This window comes from Mycetocola sp. Y791, assembly GCF_059445325.1.
Genome location: NZ_JCAIUC010000003.1, coordinates 338378 through 361758, shown reverse-complemented (window position 1 = coordinate 361758; position 23381 = coordinate 338378). Strand labels below are relative to the sequence as shown.

Genomic DNA, 23381 nt, shown 5'->3' with positions numbered 1-23381 from the left:
ACAACAGCCTCCCATAATCACCGATTATCGAAGGTCGCGCACGGCCCGAAATATGTCCTTACTGGAGCAACTACTACATGACAACCACAACGACCGCCAAGCAGGTCGCTATCAACGACATCGGATCGGCTGAAGACTTCCTGGCCGCGGTCGAAAAAACACTGAAGTTCTTCAACGACGGAGACCTCATCGAGGGCACCGTCGTCAAGATCGACCGCGACGAGGTTCTCCTCGATGTCGGCTACAAGACCGAGGGCGTCATTCCCTCTCGCGAGCTTTCGATCAAGCACGACGTAGACCCGAGCGAAGTAGTTCAGGTCGGCGACACGGTTGAAGCCCTCGTCCTCCAGAAGGAAGACAAAGAAGGCCGTCTCATCCTGTCCAAGAAGCGCGCTCAGTACGAGCGTGCGTGGGGCGACGTTGAGAAGATCAAGGAAACCGATGGCGTCGTGACCGGTTCGGTCATCGAGGTCGTCAAGGGTGGACTTATCGTCGACATCGGCCTCCGTGGCTTCCTGCCGGCCTCGCTCATCGAGCTCCGCCGCGTCCGCGACCTCACGCCGTACCTCGGCCAGGAGATCGAGGCCAAGATCCTCGAGCTCGACAAGAACCGCAATAACGTTGTGCTTTCGCGTCGCGCACTCCTCGAGCAGACCCAGTCCGAGAGCCGCACCACGTTCCTGAACAACCTCCAAAAGGGCCAGGTTCGCAAGGGTGTCGTTTCGTCGATCGTCAACTTCGGTGCGTTCGTCGACCTCGGCGGCGTCGACGGTCTCGTCCACGTCTCCGAACTCAGCTGGAAGCACATTGAGCACGCCAGCGAGGTCGTCGAAGTCGGCCAGGAAGTCACCGTCGAGATTCTCGAGGTCGACCTCGACCGCGAGCGCGTCTCCCTGTCGCTCAAGGCGACGCAGGAAGACCCGTGGCAGGTCTTTGCCCGCACCCACGCCATTGGCCAGGTTGCACCGGGTAAGGTCACCAAGCTCGTCCCGTTCGGTGCGTTCGTTCGCGTTGCCGATGGCATCGAGGGTCTCGTTCACATCTCCGAGCTCAGCGGCAAGCACGTTGAGCTCGCCGAGCAGGTTGTTTCGGTCGGCGACGAGGTCTTCGTCAAGGTCATCGACATCGACCTCGAGCGTCGCCGCATCTCGCTGAGCCTCAAGCAGGCCAACGAGGGTGTCGACCCCGAGGGAACCGAGTTCGACCCGGCTCTCTACGGAATGCTCACCGAGTACGACGACCAGGGCAACTACAAGTACCCAGAGGGCTTCGACTCCGAGACCAACGAGTGGAAAGAGGGCTTCGAGTCCCAGCGCGAGAAGTGGGAGCAGGACTACGCTGCAGCCCAGGCTCGCTGGGAAGCCCACAAGAAGCAGGTTGTCGCATCTGCAGCTGTCGAAGAGGCAGCAGCAGCAGCTCCGGCCGCCGGATCCTCGTTCTCGAGCGAGACCGCTGGTGCGGGAACGCTTGCTGACGACGAGTCGCTCGCCGCTCTCCGCGAGAAGCTCTCGAGCAACTCCTAAGCAGCAGCGACTGCTCACGCAGTACTGACACAACTGGCCGGCCCTTCTGGGCCGGCCAGTTTTGCGTATCCAGTCCAACACGCCGTTGGCTCGGGGCTCAGCCTTCAGCATCCGTGCGGAATCGGCTGATAGTGTTGCGGCGCAGCCGAGCGCTGCGGCCAGCCTGGGCTGCGCCCCGAGAACCCATCACTATTCGAAGGTGCCACGTGGATATTGATCCTCTGAAGCAGTACCTCGAAACGGATACATCCGCCGAGAAGTCACTGCGCAACAACCCCCAACAGGAACGAAGCAGGCAGAGCCTCCAGTCGATTCTCCGGGTCTGCGGTGAGATTATCGACGAGTCAGGGCACGCTGGTGTGACCACCGCCGAGGTGGCGAAGCGCGCTGAAATGGCAATCGGAACCGTGTACAGGTTTTTCCCCGATCGCATCGCGCTGATGATCGGTGTCTACCAGTACATGCAGGACCAGTTCGTGTCGCTGTGCATCGAGCGGCTCCTGGACGAGCAGCCCGAGACCTGGCAGGACGCACTCGGCATCATGATGGACACTTCCGTCGTCGCGCGGCGCACGATCCCTGGCTTCAAGGCGACGCAGTACCGCATCCTCGGGGACGATGAGAGCCAGGAGCAGTACTCCCGCAGCCAGCGTGCCTACGTGAGCGCGGTCGTCAAACTGCTCTCTCAGTTCGATTTCCCCGACGATGACCGCTGGATCGGCCACGTGAGTGTGGCCGTCGAACTTTCCCGCGCGCTCCAGCGCCTGGCGTTCGACCAGACTCCGGACGGCGACCCCTGGCTGCTTCAGGAAGCACGCGCCGTTCCGATCGCCTATCTCGAGGGTCACCTGGTCCCCGCCGTTTAGGTGACCAGCCCTCGTTCGAACCGCGTGTATCTCATCGGCCTTACCGGCGGAATCGGCTCCGGCAAATCAACGATCGCCCGGCGTCTCGCTGAGCTGGGGGCCGTCCACATCGACGCTGACCAGCTCGCGCGCGAGGCCGTCGAACCGGGCACGCCCGCGCTCGAGGCGATCACGGCATCCTTCGGTGATCGGGTACTGACCGATGATGGCCGGCTCGACCGTGCGGCGCTCGGCGCGATAGTTTTCTCCGATGCTGCCGCGCTCCGAACCCTGAACGGCATCGTCCACCCGGCGGTCCGGCGTCTGACCAAAGACCGCATCTCGCAAGCGGCGAACGAGAACCCCGACGCCGTCGTGGTCTACGACGTTCCGCTCCTGGTCGAGGCGAACCTGCCGCGCTCCTACGACCTCATCGTGGTTGCCCAGGCCAGTGCTGACACCAGGATCGAACGGCTCGTCTCGCTCAGGGGGATGTCTCCGGAAGAAGCGGAGCGGCGGATAGCGGCGCAGGCCAGTGACAAGGAGAGGCTTGCTCTCGCCGACGTCGTTATCGACACCGACAAGACGCTCGCCGACACCCTCGAGCAGGTCGACGGCCTGTGGGCTTCGCTCTCGGCAAAATCAGGGGGCCGCCGCGGGACCTCCGATGTCAGTGACGGTGCCTAGACTCGAAGTATGGCAAAAACGCGCGCTGTTCACCCGTTCGAAGTCGTCAGTGAGTACACTCCATCGGGCGACCAGCCCAAAGCGATAGCCGAACTGAGCGCACGGATCAACGCGGGCGAAACCGATGTCGTCCTCCTCGGCGCGACAGGAACCGGTAAGTCAGCGACCACCGCGTGGCTCGTCGAGGCAGTGCAGCGGCCAACGCTCGTTCTCGCACACAACAAGACCCTGGCCGCGCAGCTCGCCAATGAGTTCCGTGAGCTGATGCCGAACAACGCCGTCGAGTACTTCGTCTCGTACTACGACTACTACCAGCCTGAGGCCTACGTTCCCCAGACCGATACGTTCATCGAGAAAGACTCCTCGGTCAACGCGGAGGTGGAGCGGCTGAGGCACTCGACGACGAACTCCCTGCTCAGCAGGCGCGACGTCATCGTCGTGTCCACCGTGTCGTGCATCTACGGCCTCGGAACACCCGAGCAGTATCTCGACGCCATGATGGCGCTGCAGGTCGGCATGCGAGTGGATCGAGACTGGCTGATTCGCAAGTTCATCTCGATGCAGTACAACCGCAACGACGTCGACTTCTCGCGGGGCAACTTCCGCGTCCGTGGCGACACCATCGAGATCATCCCCGTGTACGAGGAGCTGGCGATCCGGATTGAGATGTTCGGAGACGAGGTCGAGGGCCTCTACTCCCTCCACCCGCTCACCGGCGACGTCGTCAGGAAGCTCGACAACGTCTCCATCTTCCCCGGCTCCCACTACGTGGCGAGTACCGACGTGATGCAGCGTGCCATCGTCAGCATTCAGGAAGAACTGGAGCAGCGCCTCGCAGAGCTCGAGCGCCAGGGCAAACTCCTCGAGGCCCAGCGACTGCGTATGCGCACCAACTTCGACCTCGAAATGATGCAGCAGATCGGGTTCTGCTCCGGGATCGAAAACTACTCGAGGCACATGGAGGGGCGAGCGCCCGGTGAAGCCCCACACTGCCTGATCGATTACTTCCCCGACGACTTCCTCGTCGTGATCGACGAGTCACACGTGACGGTGCCGCAGATCGGTGCGATGTACGAGGGTGACTCGTCCCGCAAGCGCACGCTGGTTGAGCACGGATTCCGGCTGCCAAGCGCCCTCGACAACCGCCCGCTGAAATGGAACGAGTTCAAGGATCGGGTCGGGCAGACCGTTTACCTCTCGGCCACCCCCGGTCGATACGAGATGGGCATCGCTGACGGAATCGTCGAGCAGATCATCCGCCCGACCGGTCTCGTCGATCCCCAGATCATCGTCAAACCGTCACACGGACAGATCGACGACCTGCTCGAAGAGATCAGGATTCGCGCCGCTCGCGACGAACGCGTACTCGTCACGACACTGACGAAAAAGATGGCAGAAGAACTCACCGACTTCCTGACCGAAGCGGGAGTCAGGGTCCGTTACCTGCACTCCGACGTCGACACCCTGCGCCGGGTAGAGCTGTTGAGCGAGTTGCGCGCGGGGATCTACGACGTTCTCGTCGGTATCAACCTGCTCCGAGAAGGACTTGACCTGCCCGAGGTGTCACTCGTTGCCATCCTCGACGCAGACAAAGAAGGATTCCTGCGGTCGTCCACTTCCCTCATCCAGACCATTGGCCGTGCGGCGCGAAACGTCTCCGGTGAGGTTCACATGTATGCGGATGTCCTCACCGACTCGATGAAACGCGCGATCGAGGAGACGACGAGGCGCCGGGAGACGCAGGTCGCGTACAACCTCGAACACGGCATCGACCCGACACCGCTTCGCAAACGAATCGCCGACATCACCGAGGTGCTCGCGAGGGAAGGCGCAGACACGGCGCAGATGCTTGCCGGTCGCGACTCGAAGAAGAAAAAGAGCCCGACGCCCAACCTCAGGCGCGAAGGGATCGCGGCCGAGGGAGCCGATCAGCTCGAGTCGATCATCGCGGATCTCAACGATCAGATGCTCACGGCAGCGGCAGAGCTCAAGTTCGAGCTCGCGGCGCGCCTCCGTGATGAGCTCTCCGATCTCAAACGCGACCTCCGCCAGATGGAGAAGGCCGGCCACCTCTAGCGCCGCATTCAGCGCCGGCGGCAGCTCTAAAATTCGGCGGGGGAGCGGTCATTCCTCTTCCGTGGGACGTTCTGGGACGCCGTAATCGCCGATGAGGGGCACAAAGGTGACCGCGCAGAGGTGCTCCAGGTGGAGCCCTCCGTTCGACCCCCGCGTGGCCCGGGTAAGCACCTGGCCGAATCGCGGCTCGCCGATGGGCATAATGATCCGTCCGCCATCGGCGAGCTGGTCTGCCCACGGTGAGGGAATCGCCGGTGCGGCGGCCGCGGCAACTATCGCGTCGTACGGAGCGCCTGGTGGATACCCGTGCGTGCCATCGCCGACGACGACCGTGACATTGTCGTACCCCAGCCGACGGAGGACTTCGGTTGCAGAATCCGCGAGTTCCGGGTGGCGCTCGATCGACACGACACTGTGCACCAGTTCGGCGGCTACAGCAGCGGCGTACCCCGATCCGGTCCCGACATCGAGCACCGTGTCGTTCTCACCGAGCTCCGCCGCCTCGAGGGTGAGTGCGACGATATACGGCTGGGAGATCGTCTGCCCGGCATCGATCGGCAGTGGGTGATCGTCGTAGGCACTGGCCTGCGACCACGCCCGCACGAACGCTTCGCGCGGTACCCGGCGCATCGCATCGAGCACCCGTGCATCGCGAATGCCGCGAGCCTGGAGTTGCTCGGCGACCATTCGTTCGCGGCGCCAGCGAAAGTCGTCCATTGTCTCATTGTGCCCCCGTGCCCAGCTTCATGTCAGTGGGTCATCGTAGACTCGAGGGGTGTCGATATCGAAGGTAAATTCAACGTCAAAACTCAGCGTGCGAGGCGCACGCGTCCATAACCTGCGCGACGTGGATCTTGACATCCCGCGCGATTCTCTCGTGGTATTCACCGGCCTCTCCGGGTCGGGCAAGTCGTCGCTCGCATTCGACACGATCTTCGCCGAAGGCCAGCGCAGATACGTCGAGTCGCTCTCGGCGTACGCGCGCCAGTTCCTCGGCCAGGTGGACCGACCCGACGTCGATTTCATCGAGGGCCTCAGCCCCGCCGTGTCGATCGACCAGAAGTCGACGAACCGCAACCCGCGCTCGACAGTCGGCACGATCACCGAGGTCTACGACTACATGCGCCTCCTGTGGGCCCGAGTGGGAGTTCCGCACTGCCCCCAGTGTGGTGAGCCGATCCAGCGGCAGACCGTGCAGCAGATTGCCGACCAGCTCATGGAGCTCGAGACGGGCACGCGCTACATGGTGATGAGCCCGGTTGTTTCGCAGAAGAAGGGCGAGTTCGTCGACCTCTTCAAAGAACTGGCTGCGAGCGGCTACGCCCGCGCCGTCGTCGACGGCGAGCAGGTCCAGCTCTCGGAGCCACCGACACTCAAGAAGTCGTACAAGCACGACATTTCGGTCGTCGTCGACCGTCTCGTCGCCGGCCCCGACGCTCTCAGCAGACTGACCGACTCGCTCGAGACCGCGCTGCGTCTCACCGACGGGCTCGTGGAGATCAAACTGGTCGACGAGGAGGGCCCGGATTCGGTTCGCTCGTACAGCGAGAAGCTGTCGTGCCCGAACAATCACCCGATCCAGCTCACCGAGATCGAGCCGCGCACGTTCAGCTTCAACGCTCCATTCGGCGCGTGCCCGGAGTGCTCCGGCCTCGGCACTCGGATGTCGGTCGACGCCGACCTTCTCATCGGCGACCCGAGCCTCAGCATCGACGAGGGCGTCATCATCCCGTGGACCACACAGGGCAAGGGGCTCTACCAGTACTACGAGAAGCTGCTTGACGGACTTTCCCGCGACCTTGATTTCTCCCTGCGGACGCCGTGGGCTGATCTTCCGAAGAAAGTCCAGGAGGCGGTCCTGCGCGGCGAAAACTTCAAGGTCAAGGTCAAGTGGAAGAACCGCTACGGGCGCGAGGTCAGTTACACCTCGGGCTTCGAAGGGGTGATGCCGTACATCGAGCGCCAGTACGCTCAGGCCGAGACCGATGTCCAGCGCGCCAGGTGGGGCGAGTATCTCCGGGAGATTCCCTGCCCCGTGTGCAACGGCCAGCGCCTCAAGCCCGAAGTCCTCTCCGTCCTGATCCACGGCACCAACATCGCCGAGGTCGCCGAGCTCAGCCTCACCGACGCCCGTGCCTTCATGGACCAGATGGAATTGACCGCCCGCGAGTCCACCATCGCGGCCCAGGTGCTGCGCGAGATCAAACTGCGGCTGGACTTCCTGATCCAGGTCGGCCTCAACTACCTCAACCTCTCGCGAACCGCCGGGTCACTCTCCGGCGGCGAAGCACAGCGCATCCGGCTCGCCACACAGATCGGATCCGGCCTCACCGGCGTGCTGTACGTGCTCGACGAACCGAGCATCGGTCTCCACCAGCGTGACAACCGCCGGCTGATCGAGACGCTCGTCACCCTCCGCGACCTCGGAAACACGCTCATCGTCGTTGAACACGACGAAGACACGATCCGCACGGCCGACTGGGTTGTTGACATCGGACCAGGTGCCGGCGTCAACGGCGGTCGCGTCGTCCACTCAGGCTCGTACGAAGACCTGCTCGCGAACCCCGAATCGCTGACCGGTGATTACCTCGCCGGACGCCGCGAGATCCCGATTCCCGAGACCAGGCGCCCGGTCGACCCCGAGCGTCTCATCTCGGTCGTCGGTGCCGAGGCCAACAACCTCCGCAAGGTCAACGTGGATTTCCCGCTTGGCACCTTCACGGCGGTCACGGGCGTGAGCGGCTCCGGTAAGTCGTCCCTCGTCAACGACATCCTGTACCGGGTTCTCGCGAACAAACTCAACGGCGCACGCAAGGTACCCGGAAAGCACACTCGCGTGACCGGGCTTGAGCAGCTCGACAAGGTGATCCACGTCGACCAGGCGCCGATCGGCCGCACACCGCGGTCCAACCCGGCGACCTACACCGGTGTGTTCGACCGCATCCGCACGCTGTTCTCCGAAACCACCGAGGCAAAGGCGCGCGGATACCTCCCGGGTCGCTTCAGCTTCAACGTCAAGGGCGGGCGCTGCGAGGCGTGCTCCGGCGACGGAACCATCAAGATCGAGATGAACTTCCTGCCCGATGTTTACGTGGCCTGCGAGGTCTGCGGGGGAGCGCGGTACAACCGCGAAACCCTGTCTGTGCACTACAAGGGCAAGAACATCGCCGAGGTCCTCGACATGCCGATCGCGGAGGCCGCTGAGTTCTTCGAGGCGATCACCTCGATCCACCGGTTCCTCAAGACGCTCGTTGAGGTCGGACTCGGCTATGTCCGGCTCGGCCAGAGTGCAACCACCCTGTCCGGTGGTGAAGCGCAGCGTGTGAAACTGGCGACCGAGCTGCAGAAACGCACAAACGGCAGGAGCATCTACGTCCTCGACGAGCCGACGACAGGCTTGCACTTCGAAGACGTGCGGAAGCTCCTCCTCGTCCTCAACAGCCTCGTCGACAAGGGCAACACGGTCATCGTCATCGAGCACAACCTCGACGTGATCAAGTCCGCTGACTGGATCATCGACATTGGCCCCGAGGGTGGCGCGGGTGGCGGACGCGTGCTCGCGACGGGCACCCCCGAGAAGATCGCGAAAGTCAAGAAGAGCCACACGGGGTTCTACCTCAACGAAGTGCTCGAGGCCGAACAGGTTCAGGCGCGTAAGGCGGGATAGGTGGCACCACCACTGAGCTATCGCCCCAAGCCGGGCGAAATTCCGACGAGCCCCGGGGTGTATCGATTTCGAGACGAGACATCCCGGGTGCTCTACGTCGGCAAGGCGAAGAACCTCCGGGCGCGGCTGAGCAATTATTTCGCTCCGCTGCACACGCTGCACGAGCGAACCCGCCGCATGGTCACGACCGCATCGAGCGTGGAGTGGACCGTCGTCGGGAGCGACATCGAGGCGCTCCAGCTCGAGTACACGTGGATCAAGGAGTTCGATCCGCCGTTCAACGTCAAGTTCCGCGATGACAAGACCTACCCGTACATGGCGATCACTCTCGCCGACGAAGCTCCGCGTGTGCTCGTCACCCGCAACCCGCGGATCAAGGGCGCCAGGTATTTTGGCCCGTACCCGAAGATCTGGGCGGTTCACGACACGATCGATCTGATGATCAAGGCGTTCCCGATCCGGACCTGCTCCGACTCCAGTTACAAACGGGCCATGCAATCGGGCAAGCCCTGCTTCCCTGGGCAGATCGGACGCTGCGGTGGCCCGTGCTCCGGCAAGGTGACGATCGAAGAGCACCGGGCGATGGTCGATGACTTCGTGAGCTTTATGGCCGGTCACGATCGTCGCTTCGTGACGGATGCCACGCGCAAGATGAAAGACGCCGCTGCCCGGCAGGACTACGAGAGCGCTGCCAGGTATCGGGATCGCCTTCAGGCGCTCGAGGCGGTACTCGAGAAAAGCGCCGTCGTTCTCAAGGACTCAGTCGACGCCGACCTCTTCGGCGTCGTCCACGACGAACTCTCTGCGGCGGTCCAGCAGTTCATCGTCCGTGGCGGCCGGATCCGGGGTGTCCGGTCGTGGACCGTTGACAAGGAACTCGACCTGTCGACCGGAGAGCTCGTCGACAGCATCCTGCAACGCGCATACGACGGATCCGCCACTGACGTGCCCAGGGAGGTTCTGGTCCCCGAGCTCCCCGAAGACGCTGACGAACTCGAAACCTGGCTCGCCGGCATCCGCGGTAAAGGCCGGGTGCGGCTCAAGACCGCCCAGCGCGGAGAGAAGGCCGCGCTCATGCAGACGGCGAATCTCAACGCGAAGAACGCGCTGCAGCTTTACAAGATGCGAAGGACCGCTGATTTCGTCGCCCGCTCCCAGGCGCTGACCGACATCCAGGAAGCGATCGGGATGGAACAGGCACCCCTCCGGATCGAGTGCTTTGACGTCTCGCATCTCTCCGGCACCAACATCGTGGCGTCGATGGTGGTCTTCGAGGACGGCCTGGCGCGAAAAGACCAGTACCGCCGGTTCAGTATCGCGTCGTCCACCGACGATACCGACTCGATCTACCAGGTACTGAGCCGACGGCTGGCGTACCTCACGACCCCTGAGACCGTTGAGCCGGAGCCTGACCCGACGGCACCCGGCATCGTCGCAGACGACGTGAAACGAAAGAAGTTCGCGTACCCGCCGCAACTGCTCATCGTGGACGGTGGCCAGCCCCAGGTGCAGGCCGCACAACGCGCCCTGCAGGAGTCAGGGCGGACAGACATCCAGCTTGTGGGCATGGCGAAACGGCTCGAGGAGATCTGGCTCCCAGATAATGACTATCCCGTGATCCTGCCGCGCAACTCCGAGGCACTCTTCCTCCTGCAGCGGGTGAGGGACGAAGCGCACAGGTTCGCCATCACGTACCAGCGCACCAAACGCAAGCGCGACATCACCAGTGTGCTCACCGAGATCCCCGGTCTGGGACCCGCTCGCGTCAAGGCGCTTCTCGTTCACTTCGGATCGGTTGCGGCGATGCGCGAGGCAACCCCGGAGGCGATAGCCGCGGTGAAGGGGGTTGGACCCGCGCTCGCGCAGACCATCGCCGATACCCTCCAGGACCGCCAGCGCGCCAACAGTCGGTAGGCTTGAAGTCCAGCCAGAGGGCAACGTCCCATCGGGCCAATCGGAGAGTGAACAGTGCCAGACGAAGCGATTCCGAACCAGGAAGTCCTGATTGTGACGGGGATGTCCGGAGCCGGGCGATCAACGGTCGCCAACGCCCTCGAGGATCTCGACTGGTACGTGGTCGACAACCTTCCCCCGCAGATGCTGCGCCCCCTCGTCGACCTTGCCGGCCGTGCGGAGGGCGCGCTCCCACGGATCGCCGCTGTCGTCGACGTCCGCGGGCGTGATTTCTTCACCGACCTGCAGCAGATGATCCAGTCGCTCCGCGACGGAACGAAACTCAGAGTGATCTTCCTCGACGCGACGGATTCAGCACTCGTGCGGCGCTTTGACGCCGTTCGCAGGCCGCATCCGCTCCAGGGCGGCGGTACGATCCTCGACGGCATCGCGACCGAACGGGCACGGCTCGCCACGATCCGCGAGTCGAGCGACATTGTGATCGACACGTCCGATCTCAATGTGCACCAGCTCGCGAACAGCGTTGCCGAGCTCTTCGCCGCCGAGGGGACCCCAGGCGTGAAGCTCACGATCATGAGTTTCGGCTTCAAATACGGCGCACCGTTCGATGCGGACATGATCGCTGACGCGCGGTTCCTGCCCAACCCGTTTTGGGTTCCCGAGTTGCGGGCGCATACTGGACTCGACCCTGAGGTTCGCGAGTACGTTCTCGGCCAGCCGGGCGCATCGGAGTTCACCGACGCGTATGCACAGGCCCTCGCGCCTGTTCTGAACGGCTACCAGCACGAGAGCAAACGATTTGCGACCTTCGCCATCGGCTGCACCGGCGGCAAACATCGCTCGGTCGCGATCGCGAACGCACTCGCTGACAAGTTGAAGGAACTCCCAGGAGTCGCCGTCAACGTCAAGCACCGCGACCTCGGCAAAGAATAAGCCACAGCGTCGCCGGCCACGGCCAGACGCACACACGACGAACACTGATGAGAAAAGGATCCCGCTTGGCACTGACTGCTGAGGTCAAAGAAGAATTGGCCAACATCGTTGAAGAGAAGACAACGGTACGCGCCGCTGAGTTGACATCCACCCTGCGCTTCAGCGGTGGGCTTCACCTGATCTCCAGCCGCATCGCCATTGAGAGCGAGCTCGATACTCCGCACCTCGCCAGGCGGGTGCGCAAGGCTCTTGCCGAGCTCTACGGCGTACGGAGCGAAGTGGTCTCGGTGAGCCCATCGACATCACGGCGTGGAGAGTATTACCTCGTGCGGGTCGTTGACGGCGGCGAGACACTGGCCAGGCAGACCGGCCTCCTCGACGCACGACGCCGCCCCATTCGTGGCCTTCCCAACCGGCTTACGACAGGATCACGAGCCGAACTGGCTGCCGTCTGGCGGGGCGCTTTCCTCGCCGCAGGATCGCTGACTGACCCGGGCCGCTCCGCCGCACTCGAAATCACCTGCCCCGGCAACGAGAGCGCGATGGCTCTCGTCGGTGCCGCCGGCCGCCTCGGCGTCCAGGCGAAAGCGCGCGAGGTCCGCGGTGTTCATCGCGTCGTCATTCGCGACGGTGAGGCGATCAGCGCAATGCTCGTACTCATGGGCGCTCACGGCACCGTCAAGGCGTGGGAAGAGCTCCGCCAGCGGCGCGAGGTTAGGGCAACCGCCAACCGCCTCGTCAACTTCGACGACGCCAACCTTCGCCGCTCAGCCCAGGCGGCTGTCGCGGCGTGCGCGAGGGTCGAACGCGCGATGGAAATCCTTGCCGACGACATCCCGGAGCACCTCAGGTACGCGGGAGAGCTGCGCCTCAGCCACCGTGAGGCAAGCCTCGACGAACTCGGACATTACGCCGACCCGCCGATGACCAAGGATGCGATCGCCGGACGGATCAGACGCCTTCTCGCCATGGCAGACAAACGCGCAACCGACCTGGGGCTCCCAGGCACCGACGCCAACCTGCCGCCTGACTACGACGAGGTGTAACCGCAAGCCCGTAGCGCCGGGAACCGACCTGACTAGACTGAAAGAGGTCGCCAGGACGATGTCCAGGCGCGTTCGCGACACACAAGTTGGCGACACACAAAGAGGAGAAAAATAAATGGCTGAATACACCCTCCCGGAACTCCCATACGACTACTCGGCCCTCGAGCCGAGCATCTCGGGCGCCATCATGGAGCTCCACCACTCGAAGCACCACCAGACCTACGTCACCGGCGCAAACACCGCCATCGCGCAGCTTGCAGAAGCGCGCGACTCCGACAACCTTGCCTACGTCAACAAGCTCGAAAAGGACCTCGCCTTCAACCTCGGCGGGCACGTCAACCACTCGATTTTCTGGACGAACATGTCCCCGAACGGTGGAGACAAGCCCACCGGCGAACTCGCCGCGGCGATCGACGAGTTCTTCGGGTCGTTTGACAAGTTCCGTGCCCACTTCACGGCCACGGCGCTCGGTGTACAGGGCTCCGGCTGGTCTGTTCTCGCGTGGGACTCCATCGGTCAGCGACTCATCATCCAGCAGTTCTTCGACCAGCAGTCGAACTTCGCCGCTGGCACTGTTCCGCTCCTGATGCTCGACGTCTGGGAGCACGCCTACTACCTCGACTACAAGAACGTACGCGCCGACTACGTGAAGGCATTCTGGAACATCACCAACTGGGAGAACGTCCAGAGCCGTTTCGTCGCCGCCCGCGAGCAGACCAAGGGCCTGCTGCTACTCTCATAGTCCTGACTTTTCGCCTGCCGCGGCTCACGCCCAGCATCGGGTCAGTTCACTTTCGTTCCATCAGCACAACCGAAGACGCGCTCCGGCGCTCTAGAAACAGGAGACATTCGTGTCCGTAAAGATCGGTATCAACGGGTTCGGCCGCATCGGCCGCAACTACTTCCGCGCAGCACTTGCCAAGGGCAGCGACCTTGAGATCGTTGCCGTCAACGACCTCACCGACAACAAGACGCTCGCCCACCTGCTGAAGTACGACTCCATCACGGGTCGCCTCGACGCAACGGTCGAGTTTGACGAAGAGAAGATCGTCGTCAACGGCAAGGCCATCAAGGTCTTCTCGGAGCGCGACCCGGCGAACCTCCCGTGGGGCGAACTCGGAGTCGACATCGTCATCGAGTCGACCGGGTTCTTCACGAACGCTGCCGACGCTAAGAAGCACATCGACGCTGGTGCCAAGAAGGTTCTCATCTCCGCTCCGGCCAAGGGTGAAGACGCAACGTTCGTCATGGGTGTCAACGAGGGCCTCTACGAGCCCGAGAACCACCACATCATCTCGAACGCATCGTGCACCACGAACTGCCTCGCGCCGCTCGCCAAGGTGTTCAACGACGAGTTCGGCATCGAGCGCGGTCTCATGACCACGGTCCACGCGTACACCGCTGACCAGAACCTCCAGGACGGCCCGCACAGCGACCTCCGTCGCGCACGCGCAGCAGCGGTCAACATCGTCCCGACCTCGACCGGTGCGGCAAAGGCCATCGGCCTCGTTCTGCCCGAGCTCAAGGGCAAGCTCGACGGCTTCGCACTTCGCGTGCCGGTGCCGACCGGCTCGATCACCGACCTCACTATCGAGTCGTCGCGCCCGGTCACGGTCGATGAGGTGAAGGCAGCCTACAAGGCAGCCGCAGAAGGTCCCCTCAAGGGCATCCTGCTGTACACCGAGGACGAGATCGTCTCGAGCGACATCGTCACCGACCCGCACTCCTGCATCTTCGACGCGGGACTCGTTCGCGTCATGGGCAACCAGGTCAAGATCGTCGGCTGGTACGACAACGAGTGGGGTTACTCCAACCGCCTCGTCGACCTCACCGAGTACGTCGCCGATCGTCTCTAGGACACAGGGCTAGCCGTGCCGCTTCGCACCCTCGAATCGCTGGGCTCGCTCGCAGGCAAGCGCGTCGTCGTTCGGTGTGACCTCAACGTTCCTCTCAAGGACGGGGTCATCACCGACGACGGGCGCGTGCGTGCGTCTGTTCCCACGCTGAAAACGCTCATCGACCAGGGAGCACGCGTCGTCGTTGTGTCTCACCTGGGCCGTCCAGACGGCGCCCCTGAGGCTAAATACAGCCTCGCCCCCGTTGCCAAGCGGCTGTCGGAACTCCTCGGAACCGACGTCGCCTTCGCGACCGACACCGTCGGGCAGTCAGCGACGGATGCCGTCAGCAAGCTTTCCGACGGACAGGTTGTAGTTCTCGAGAACCTCAGGTTCAACCCGGGGGAGACCAGCAAGGTCGAAGCCGAACGAACCGAGTTCGCCGAGAAGATCGCTCAGTTCGGGGACGCGTTCGTCTCAGACGGATTCGGCGTTGTGCACCGCAAGCAGGCGAGTGTGTACGAGCTGGCGAAGCTGCTCCCGAGCGCTGCAGGCGAGCTCATCAGCGCGGAACTCACAGTTCTGGACCGGTTGACTGAGTCACCCGAGCGTCCATACACGGTGGTGCTCGGCGGTTCGAAGGTGTCAGACAAGCTCGGCGTCATCGGGCATCTGCTTCCCCGCGTGAACACGCTCCTCATCGGTGGGGGAATGCTCTTTACGTTCCTCGCCGCACAGGGACACAAGGTGGGCGCGAGCCTCCTTGAAGCCGACCAGATCGACACGGTGAAGAACTACCTGATCGAGGCAGAGAAACTCGGTGTGGAGATCATTCTTCCCACCGACGTCGTCGTTGCCAGCAAGTTCGGCGCCGATGCAGAACACGTGATCCAGCCAGCGGACGCCATCGAAGACACGGCTTTCGGTGCGACAGGCCTCGGCCTGGACATCGGACCGGAGACCGCAGAGCGCTTCGCCGGCGTCATCCGCTCGTCCAAAACTGTGTTCTGGAACGGTCCGATGGGGGTCTTCGAACTCGCGCCATTCGCCGCTGGCACGAAGACCGTCGCGCAGGCACTCACCGAAACCGACGGCCTGAGCGTCGTTGGTGGCGGGGACTCAGCCGCCGCGGTTCGCGCGCTCGGCTTCGAGGACTCGCAGTTCGGACACATATCAACCGGAGGCGGTGCAAGCCTCGAGTTCCTCGAAGGCAAACGCCTTCCAGGACTGGAGGTATTGGGATGGCAGTAAACCGCGTTCCGCTCATTGCGGGCAACTGGAAAATGAACCTGGATCACCTGCAGGCAATCGCGTTTGTACAGAAGCTGGCGTGGAGCCTCGCTGATGCCAAGCACGACCCGGCGAGTGTTGAGGTTGCGGTGTTCCCGCCGTTCACCGACCTGCGCAGCGTCCAGACCCTCGTCTCGGCCGACAAACTGCCCATCGCTTTCGGTGGCCAGGATGTGTCCGAGCACGATTCCGGAGCGTACACGGGCGAAATCTCCGGTGCGTTCCTCAAAGCCCTTGAGTGCAGCTACGTCCTCATCGGGCATTCCGAGCGTCGGACGCTGCACGCTGAGAGCGACGAACAGGTCGCCGCGAAGGTTGCTGCAGCGATCAAGCACAACGTGGTTCCGATCATTTGCGTCGGCGAGACGGCTGACGACCTCGAGAAGCACGGTCCGAGTGCTGTTCCCGTTGCTCAGCTGAAGGCGGCGCTCTCCGGGCTTTCGGCGACGGCTGACATCGTCGTTGCCTATGAGCCTGTCTGGGCGATCGGCTCAGGCAAGGCCGCCACTCCCGAACAGGCCGAGCAGGTTGCCGCAGCGCTCCGCGCTGCACTTCGCGAGACCCTGGGCGACGACGTCGCGGCGAAGACGCGCATTCTGTACGGTGGGAGCGTGAAGGCGGCAAACATCGCCGGGTTCATGCGTGAACCGAACGTCGACGGTGCGCTCGTCGGTGGCGCGAGCCTCGACCTCAACGAGTTCTCGAGCATCGTGCGCTACCAGAAGCACGTGGGCGTTTAGCGCGTCAGGCCTCAGGCTATAATTGGGGGCGGTCCATGGAACATGGGCCGCCCATGTGAAAGGTCCTTTGTGGAGATACTTCAGGTCGTACTGCAGGTGGTGCTCGGTGTTACGAGCCTCTTGCTCACTTTCCTCATCCTCTTGCATAAGGGTCGCGGTGGTGGATTGTCCGACATGTTCGGTGGCGGTATGGGCTCGAACCTCGGATCCTCCGGGGTTGCCGAGCGAAATCTCAACCGGTTCACCGTCGTACTCGGTCTTATTTGGTTTAGTTCAATAGTTGCGCTTGGTCTCATCACCAAGTTCTCGACTGGTGCGTAGGAGGACATATGGCTGCCGGAGGTAGCGCAATCAGGGGATCACGCGTTGGCGCTGGCCCCATGGGCGAACAGGATCACGGATTCCACGCGGACCGTGTTGCTGTTTCGTACTGGGATGCACTGGGAAACGAGACTGTGCGGTACTTTTCCGCCAGCCTGCCCGACGAAGAGATCCCGGAAACGATCGACAGCCCGTCGTCCGGTCTTCCCGCGGGCCGCGACCAGGCGAACCCGCCCGAGGTCGCCAAGCTTGAGCCGTACAAGACTCACCTCGCGTACGTGAAGGAACGCCGCACGGAGGAAGAAGCCGAGGCTCTTCTCGACGAGGCGCTTCAGGCTCTGCGTGCGCGCCGCGGTACGGCATCCGCTTAGGCTCCAACGTAACGTTGTACACAAGAAAGCCCCTGTCCTCGGACAGGGGCTTTTCTTATGGCGCTGGTCTAGTAGGTCGGCGCGATGAGGTTCTCGGGAACCTCTGATGCCGCGGCCTGGTCGACGAAGAACATGGTGCGCTTGCGGCCCTTGATGCCGGCGATGGGGACCTCGGTGTAGGACGCTCCGGCAAGCGCAAGCCCGAGAACCGCAGCTTTGTCAGCGCCGGAGATCTCGACCCAGATCCGCTGTGACGAATTGATCGCGTGCCGGGTGAGGCTCAGCCTCTCCGCTGGCGGCTTGGGGGAGTTCCGCACAGCGACAACTGTCGCTTCGCGCTCGAGCACTTCCTGGCGGTCGGGAAACAGGGACGCCGTGTGGCCGTCGGGCCCGACGCCAAGAAAGGTGATGTCGAAACGGGGGAGAGTGGCGTCACCGTTCGAGTACTCGGCAAGAGTTCCGGCGTATGCCACTGCCGCCTCGTCGAGGGTCATTCCCGAATCGGACGCCGGGTAGCTGTGCACATTTTCGGCGGGGATGTCGATGTGATCGAGCAGGGCGCGCCTGGCCTTGCCGTCGTTTCGTTCGGCGTCATCGGCCGGGACCCACCGCTCGTCGCCCCACCAGAAGTGGACGCGCGACCAGTCGACGCTGTCCCGCGCTGGCGATGAGTTGATGCTCTCGAGAACCTTCATCGCGACGCGTCCACCCTCGAGGACGATGTTCACGAACTCGAGCTCATCGAGGAGGTCAACGGTCTTGGTGAGGAATCGTGCCGCTATCGATGCGGCGAGTGCATCGCTGTCTGCTGAGACAAGCACTCGTCGTTCATTCGTCATTCAGTTCGTACCTTCCGATGCCAGGGCTTCACTCTCAAGCTGAGAGAGACCCTTGGTGATCACTTCACCGTACAACGAATCCGGATCCAGTCTGCGCAGTTCCTCTGCGAGGCAGTCCCGCATGCTGCGCCGGGGCAGCGTGAGATCATGAACCGGCTGGTTCGGCTGGGTGAGTTTCGCGACGTTGTCGAGCGGCCGCTCCAGCACGATGTCACCGCTCGCCCTTGTCATCCGCACACCGTGGATACCGGTGTCGCCGGACCCTCGCGGGGTGAGCTCCTGGAGGACGGGAACCTGCAACTGCATCCCGAGCCAGGCCGCGAGCAGGACTGTGGACGGCGAGTCGGCGGCGCCGGACACCGTCACGGCCGTGACGGGTTCGTACGGCGGCTGGTCGAGCACCGCAGCGAGCTGGGCGCGCCAGAGGGTCAGGCGGGTCCAGGCGAAGTCCGTGTCGCCCGGTGTGTGCGTCCTGGCCAGTTCGACCAGAGCCGCGTGCGGATCTTCGTGCTCGGAGGCATCCGTGATCCTGCGCTGTGCGATCCGCCCGATCGCAGTGTGCGCGACGTCGGCGGGGGCTTCGATGGGCCACCAGGCGACGACAGGGGTGTCGGGGAGGAGCAGCCCGTTGATGAGGCTGTCTTCGTTGCCCGCAGCGTCGCCATAGGCGCGGAGGATGATCACTTCGCTCGCGCCGGCGTCACCGCCGACACGGATTTCGGCGTCGATGCGCGCTGGCTTCGCGCCGCCCTCGTTGTCTGCCGGGATCCGGGAGAGCACGAGCACCCGCATCGGGTGCTCCCGCGACGCGTCGTTTGCGGCCTCGATGGCCTCTTCTTCCTCGCCAAGCTGCGAGACGATCACGAGGGTGAGCACACGTCCGAGCGAGACGACGCCGCCGTCCTCACGCAACTGGACGAGCTTCTTTGACACCTTGCTGGTTGTGGTGTCGGGCAGATCGACGATCATGGGCGTCTCCAAACTCGGCCGTCTCTGGCAAGTAACTCATCGGCGGAAGCCGGGCCCCACGACCCCGGCTGGTATTGCTCGAGCGGACCGCCCTGGCTTGCCCAGTACTCCTCGATCGGGTCGAGGATCTTCCAGGAGAGTTCGACTTCCTGGTGCCGGGGGAACAGGGGAGGGTCGCCCAGGAGGACGTCGAGGATAAGACGTTCGTAGGCCTCAGGGCTCGCTTCGGTGAAGGCGTGGCCGTAGCCGAAGTCCATCGTCACGTCCCGGACCTGCGTGCCCGCCCCAGGAACCTTCGACCCGAACCGGATGGTCACTCCTTCGTCGGGCTGGACCCGGATGACCAGGGCGTTCTGGCCGAGTTCAGAGGTCTGGCTCTCGGCAAACAGGAACTGCGGTGCCCGCTTGAATACGACAGCGATCTCCGTCACTCGACGGCCGAGTCGCTTGCCGGTGCGAAGGTAGAACGGAACGCCGTCCCACCGCCTCGTATTGATATCGAGGCGCATGGCCGCGTAGGTCTCCGTCGTCGACTCGGGGTTCATCCCTTCCTCTTCGAGGAAACCGCTGACCACCTCACCGCCCTGCCAGCCGCCGGCGTACTGCCCGCGGGCGGTCGCCTTGCTGAGGTCGTCAGGCAAGCTCACCGCGGCGAGCACCTTTTCTTTCTCAGCACGGAGGTCAGCAGCATCGAACGACAGCGGCTCCTCCATCGCGGTGAGCGCGAGGAGCTGCAGGATGTGATTCTGGATGACGTCGCGGGCAGCGCCGATTCCGTCGTAGTAACCCGCGCGGCCGCCAACGCCGATGTCCTCGGCCATGCTGATCTGCACATGGTCGACGTAATTCGAGTTCCAGATCGGTTCGAACATCTGGTTCGCGAACCGAAGGGCAAGAATGTTCTGGACCGTTTCCTTACCGAGGTAGTGGTCAATCCTGAACACCGAGTCGGGTGGGAACACCGACTCCACGACAGCGTTGAGCTCACGAGCGGTCTCGAGGTTCGAGCCGAAGGGCTTCTCGATGACCACACGGCGCCACTCGCCGGCTTTCGCCTCCGCCATCCCCGAACGCCTCAACTGCTCGGTCACCTCGGGGAACGCCTTCGGTGGAATCGAGAGATAGAACGCGTGGTTGCCCATGGTCCCTCGCTCGACGTCGAGGAGCGCGATGGTCTCCTTGAGCTTCTCGAACGCGGCGTCGTCCCCGAACTCGCCAGGAACGAACCGGATGCCCTGGGCCAGCTGCTGCCAGACTTCCTCCCGGTACTCCGTGCGTGCGTGGGCCTTCACGGCCTCGTGCACCACCTGCATGAAGTCCTGGTCTGCCCAGTCTCGCCTCGCGAAGCCGACGAGAGCGAACCCGGGAGGGAGAAGACCGCGATTCGCCAGGTCATAGACGGCCGGCATCAACTTCTTGCGTGACAGGTCGCCCGTCACACCAAAAATGATCAGCCCGCTGGGTCCTGCGATGCGGTTCAGGCGTCGATCCGAGTCCAACCGCAGAGGGTTGAACGTCGGGGTGATATCCACGGGGGACATACAGCTCCTAGATGCGGCCGTACTGGCCGGTAAATCCGGTTCGGGGGAACCTAGTTGACAGCTTCGAACAGCGAGACGATGTTCGATTCCGGGTCGGTGAAGTTGAGCACGAGCACAGGGCGTCCGTGATCGGCCAGAACCGTCGCGTCACCCTGGGCCTGGGCCTGAATGAGCTGGCCGAAGGTGAATGGACGGTCGGGGATGGCGAGGTCGACAGGCGCATTCTCCGTGATCTGGAGGAACACACCGACAGCCGGGCCGCCCTTGTGGAACTGGCCCGTCGAGTGCAGGAACCGAGGTCCCCAGCCGAAGGTGACCGGTCGGCCCGCGCGCGCCGCGAGCAGCTGACGCACGCCGGCAAGCTGGGGGAGTGCGAGCCTGTCGACGTAGGCCTGGACCGCGAGGTAGCCATTGGCGCCGAGTGTCGCAAGCAGCGCATCGAGTGCGCCGCGCACGGTCGAGACACCGGCGAGCAGGTTTGCGTCACCGCGCACCTCGATGCCGTTCTCCACGAACAGCGGGGGTGCCTGCTCGGGACGGGCATCGAGAAGACCCCGTGTGGCGATCTTCGCCGACTCGACGTCGGGCTGGTCGAACGGATTGATCCCAAGGATTCGGCCGGCGACCGCTGTGGCGAACTCCCACACGAGAATCTGAGCGCCGAGCGTGCCGCTCACGAGGATTTCACCCTCGTGACGGTCCTTGGCAAACAGGTGCGGGGCATCCGCGTCATCAACGAGTCGAACGACCTGAACATCGGCCGGGGTATCTGTGACCTCGGGCGCGAGAGTGTCGACCACAACAGGAAGGATGCCGGTGCCCTGCTTTCCCGTCGACTCAGCGATGAGCTGTTCAGCCCAGTCTGGGAGGCCGACGATGTGGGTTCCGTCGGAGACGATGGCGAGCTTGTCTTTCAACGGCGAGGTCCCCGCCATTGCAGCCGCGAGGATGAGCCCGGGATTGCGCGCGTCGTCCACTGCGAGTTCAACGGCGATGGCGTCGGCTTCGTCGAGCAGCTCTCCGACGTTGACACCGGCGAGTCCTGACGGAACAAGTCCGAACGCGGTGAGCGCGGAATACCGGCCGCCGACGTTGGGGTCGGCGTTGAACACCCGGTAACCGGCTTCGCGCGCCGACGCGTCGAGCGGGGAGCCCGGGTCGGTCACGACGATGATGCGGCCACGGGGGTCGATGCCAGCCTCGGTGAACGCTGCCTCGTAGGCGCGGCGCTGGCTGTCGGTTTCGACCGTCGATCCTGACTTGGACGACACTACGATAGCGGTGCTGGCGAGGCGGTCGTTCAGTGCCGCGAGCACCTGCCCCGGCGCCGTCGAGTCGAGCACGGTCAGGTCGCCACCGAGTGTCTGCGTGATCACTTCTGGCGCGAGCGAGGAACCGCCCATGCCCGCGAGCACAATGTGGTCGACGCCCTGAGCGTTAAGTTCATCGCGCAGCGCCTCGATCTCGGCAACCAGCGGTCGTGACACGCTGGTCGCCTCGGTCCAGCCGAGCCGTTTCGACGACTCTTCCTCTGCGTCTGGTCCCCACAGCGCAGGGTCCTGGGCGGTGATGCTTGACGCGACCAGATCGGAGACCAGCGTCGGGACGACAGCGGCGACGGCGTCAGCCGCCGCGCCGCTCACCGCGATCTTGAAGCTCATTTTGCGGCCTCGAGCGCTGCAGTGACCGTGTCGAGGAGTTCGTTCCAGGACACGATGAACTTCTCAACGCCCTCCTTCTCTAGGAGGAGCGTCACGTCGTCGTAGGAGATGCCCTGAGCCGCGATGGCGTCGAGCACCTCGTTTGCAGCGGCGTAGGAACCCGTGATGCTGTCGCCCTCGATGACACCGTGGTCGAACGTGGCCTCGAGCGTCTTCTCCGGCATCGTGTTGACTACCTGGGGCGCGACGAGCTGCGTGACGTACAGGGTGTCCGGCAGGCTCGGGTCCTTCACACCGGTCGACGCCCAGAGCGGACGCTGCATGTTCGCACCGGCATCCAGGAGCATCTCCGCGCGTTCGGTCGCGAACGACTGAACGAAGACTTCGTACGCGAGCTGTGCGTTTGCGACTCCGGCCTTGCTCTTGAGCGCGAGGGCCTCATCGGTTCCGATGGCGCTGAGGCGCTTGTCGATTTCGGTGTCGACGCGCGACACGAAGAAGGATGCCACCGAGTGGATCGTCGACAGGTCGATTCCCGCTGCCTTGGCCTTCTCGAGGCCGGTGAGGTAGGCGTTGATGACAGCACGGTAGCGGTCGAGGCTGAAGATCAGTGTCACGTTGACGCTGATCCCGGCCGCGATCGTCTCGGTGATCGCCTCGAGTCCCTCGACGGTCGCGGGGATCTTGATCATCGCGTTCGGCCTGTCCACCTTGGCCCAGAGTGCTTTCGCCTCCTCGATGGTGCCCTGTGCATCGTGGGCGAGGCCGGGCTCGACCTCGATCGACACCCGGCCGTCGAAGCCCTGCGTCGCGTCGTAGACGGGCCGGAAGATGTCAGCGGCGCGCGCGACATCGTCGGTGGTGATCTCGAAGACAGCCGCCGTCACGTCCTTGCCCTGTGCGGCGAGTTCCTTGACCTGCGCTGCATACACCTCACCGTTGCTGAGCGCACCGGCGAAGATTGTCGGGTTCGTGGTTACTCCGACGACGTTCTTGGTGTCGATGAGTTCCTGCAGGTTGCCGGTTTCGATGCGTCCACGGGAGAGGTCGTCGAGCCAGATGCTTACGCCGGCCTCGGAAAGCTGAGCTGTTGGTGTTGAGTTCGTCATGTTGTTCTCCTTCT

At 63.6% G+C, this 23381-nt stretch carries 20 protein-coding genes; 14 read left to right on the top strand and 6 right to left on the bottom strand.

The genetic code is table 11. The features are described 5' to 3' along the window. Positions 1–77 precede the first annotated feature (77 nt). The 4 genes from rpsA (at position 78) to uvrB (ending at position 5131) form a co-directional block, all read left to right on the top strand. The gene (gene rpsA, locus AC1C2N_RS10770; protein ID WP_483404121.1) at positions 78–1523 is read left to right on the top strand and encodes a 30S ribosomal protein S1; all 1446 of its coding nucleotides are present in this window, start codon (positions 78–80) and stop codon (positions 1521–1523) included. Positions 1524–1729: 206 nt separating this feature from the next. Further along, positions 1730–2389, top strand: a complete 660-nt coding sequence (locus AC1C2N_RS10765) for a TetR/AcrR family transcriptional regulator (protein ID WP_483404120.1) — start codon at positions 1730–1732, stop codon at positions 2387–2389. Positions 2390–2413: 24 nt separating this feature from the next. Beyond that, positions 2414–3055, top strand: a complete 642-nt coding sequence (gene coaE, locus AC1C2N_RS10760; RefSeq protein ID WP_495434222.1) for a dephospho-CoA kinase — start codon at positions 2414–2416, stop codon at positions 3053–3055. Positions 3056–3064: 9 nt separating this feature from the next. After that, entirely contained in the window at positions 3065–5131 is a 2067-nt protein-coding gene (gene uvrB, locus AC1C2N_RS10755) for an excinuclease ABC subunit UvrB (protein ID WP_483404119.1), read from the top strand. Positions 5132–5179: 48 nt separating this feature from the next. Here the strand turns inward: uvrB and AC1C2N_RS10750 are convergent, their stop codons facing one another. Beyond that, on the bottom strand, positions 5180–5848 hold the full coding sequence (locus tag AC1C2N_RS10750) for a protein-L-isoaspartate(D-aspartate) O-methyltransferase (RefSeq protein ID WP_495433957.1): 669 nt from the start codon (positions 5846–5848) through the stop codon (positions 5180–5182). A 58-nt stretch (positions 5849–5906) separates the two neighbouring features. Between AC1C2N_RS10750 and uvrA the strand changes: the two genes are divergently transcribed. The 10 genes from uvrA (at position 5907) to AC1C2N_RS10700 (ending at position 17248) form a co-directional block, all read left to right on the top strand. Next, complete coding sequence (gene uvrA, locus AC1C2N_RS10745) at positions 5907–8798, top strand: excinuclease ABC subunit UvrA (RefSeq protein ID WP_495433956.1); 2892 nt, start codon at positions 5907–5909, stop codon at positions 8796–8798. Further along, positions 8799–10712, top strand: a complete 1914-nt coding sequence (gene uvrC / locus AC1C2N_RS10740; protein WP_483404116.1) for an excinuclease ABC subunit UvrC — start codon at positions 8799–8801, stop codon at positions 10710–10712. A gap of 54 nt (positions 10713–10766) precedes the next feature. Next, a complete protein-coding gene (gene rapZ / locus AC1C2N_RS10735) occupies positions 10767–11645 on the top strand; it encodes an RNase adapter RapZ (protein ID WP_483404115.1) in 879 nt (292 codons plus the stop codon). Between the two features lie 65 nt (positions 11646–11710). Then, complete coding sequence (whiA, locus tag AC1C2N_RS10730; RefSeq protein WP_108390983.1) at positions 11711–12691, top strand: DNA-binding protein WhiA; 981 nt, start codon at positions 11711–11713, stop codon at positions 12689–12691. A 115-nt stretch (positions 12692–12806) separates the two neighbouring features. Next, entirely contained in the window at positions 12807–13433 is a 627-nt protein-coding gene (locus tag AC1C2N_RS10725; RefSeq protein ID WP_108390982.1) for a superoxide dismutase, read from the top strand. 109 nt (positions 13434–13542) lie between these two features. Further along, positions 13543–14547: a type I glyceraldehyde-3-phosphate dehydrogenase gene (gene gap, locus AC1C2N_RS10720; protein WP_108390981.1), complete on the top strand. Its 1005-nt coding sequence runs from the start codon at positions 13543–13545 to the stop codon at positions 14545–14547. 15 nt (positions 14548–14562) lie between these two features. Continuing rightward, entirely contained in the window at positions 14563–15777 is a 1215-nt protein-coding gene (locus AC1C2N_RS10715) for a phosphoglycerate kinase (RefSeq protein WP_495433955.1), read from the top strand. Beyond that, positions 15768–16556, top strand: coding sequence for a triose-phosphate isomerase (gene tpiA / locus AC1C2N_RS10710; protein WP_483404113.1), 789 nt, complete (start codon positions 15768–15770; stop codon positions 16554–16556). Before AC1C2N_RS10715 ends, tpiA begins: the two co-directional genes overlap by 10 nt. 69 nt (positions 16557–16625) lie before the next feature. Further along, positions 16626–16877: a preprotein translocase subunit SecG gene (secG, locus tag AC1C2N_RS10705; RefSeq protein WP_108390978.1), complete on the top strand. Its 252-nt coding sequence runs from the start codon at positions 16626–16628 to the stop codon at positions 16875–16877. An 8-nt stretch (positions 16878–16885) separates the two neighbouring features. After that, positions 16886–17248 carry an RNA polymerase-binding protein RbpA gene (locus AC1C2N_RS10700; protein WP_121658565.1) on the top strand — a complete coding sequence of 121 codons (363 nt, stop codon included), beginning with the start codon at positions 16886–16888 and terminating at the stop codon, positions 17246–17248. Positions 17249–17316: 68 nt separating this feature from the next. On the opposite strand, the gene pgl is transcribed toward AC1C2N_RS10700, so the two are convergent. Genes pgl through tal form a run of 5 tightly spaced genes read right to left on the bottom strand, consistent with a single transcriptional unit; the run spans position 17317 to position 23367 of the window. Further along, on the bottom strand, positions 17317–18087 hold the full coding sequence (gene pgl, locus AC1C2N_RS10695; RefSeq protein WP_483404111.1) for a 6-phosphogluconolactonase: 771 nt from the start codon (positions 18085–18087) through the stop codon (positions 17317–17319). Beyond that, positions 18088–19056: a glucose-6-phosphate dehydrogenase assembly protein OpcA gene (locus AC1C2N_RS10690; RefSeq protein ID WP_483404110.1), complete on the bottom strand. Its 969-nt coding sequence runs from the start codon at positions 19054–19056 to the stop codon at positions 18088–18090. Then, complete coding sequence (gene zwf, locus AC1C2N_RS10685; RefSeq protein ID WP_483404109.1) at positions 19053–20597, bottom strand: glucose-6-phosphate dehydrogenase; 1545 nt, start codon at positions 20595–20597, stop codon at positions 19053–19055. Before zwf ends, AC1C2N_RS10690 begins: the two co-directional genes overlap by 4 nt. Before the next feature lie 50 nt (positions 20598–20647). Continuing rightward, a complete protein-coding gene (locus AC1C2N_RS10680; protein WP_495433954.1) occupies positions 20648–22258 on the bottom strand; it encodes a phosphoglucose isomerase-related protein in 1611 nt (536 codons plus the stop codon). Continuing rightward, a complete protein-coding gene (gene tal, locus AC1C2N_RS10675) occupies positions 22255–23367 on the bottom strand; it encodes a transaldolase (RefSeq protein WP_483404107.1) in 1113 nt (370 codons plus the stop codon). The genes AC1C2N_RS10680 and tal overlap by 4 nt, the downstream gene beginning before the upstream one ends. Between the last annotated feature and the right edge of the window lie 14 nt (positions 23368–23381).

Excerpts from the sequence above, each read along its gene's own strand:
- AC1C2N_RS10680 (WP_495433954.1), bottom strand. The coding sequence starts at position 22,258 with ATGAGCTTCAAGATCGCGGTGAGCGGCGCGGCGGCTGACGCCGTCGCC.
- uvrB (WP_483404119.1), top strand. The coding sequence starts at position 3,065 with ATGGCAAAAACGCGCGCTGTTCACCCGTTCGAAGTCGTCAGTGAGTAC.
- pgl (WP_483404111.1), bottom strand. The coding sequence starts at position 18,087 with ATGACGAATGAACGACGAGTGCTTGTCTCAGCAGACAGCGATGCACTC.
- AC1C2N_RS10750 (WP_495433957.1), bottom strand. The coding sequence starts at position 5,848 with ATGGACGACTTTCGCTGGCGCCGCGAACGAATGGTCGCCGAGCAACTC.
- tal (WP_483404107.1), bottom strand. The coding sequence starts at position 23,367 with ATGACGAACTCAACACCAACAGCTCAGCTTTCCGAGGCCGGCGTAAGC.
- rpsA (WP_483404121.1), top strand. The coding sequence starts at position 78 with ATGACAACCACAACGACCGCCAAGCAGGTCGCTATCAACGACATCGGA.
- zwf (WP_483404109.1), bottom strand. The coding sequence starts at position 20,597 with ATGTCCCCCGTGGATATCACCCCGACGTTCAACCCTCTGCGGTTGGAC.
- AC1C2N_RS10690 (WP_483404110.1), bottom strand. The coding sequence starts at position 19,056 with ATGATCGTCGATCTGCCCGACACCACAACCAGCAAGGTGTCAAAGAAG.
- AC1C2N_RS10700 (WP_121658565.1), top strand. The coding sequence starts at position 16,886 with ATGGCTGCCGGAGGTAGCGCAATCAGGGGATCACGCGTTGGCGCTGGC.
- tpiA (WP_483404113.1), top strand. The coding sequence starts at position 15,768 with ATGGCAGTAAACCGCGTTCCGCTCATTGCGGGCAACTGGAAAATGAAC.
- AC1C2N_RS10725 (WP_108390982.1), top strand. The coding sequence starts at position 12,807 with ATGGCTGAATACACCCTCCCGGAACTCCCATACGACTACTCGGCCCTC.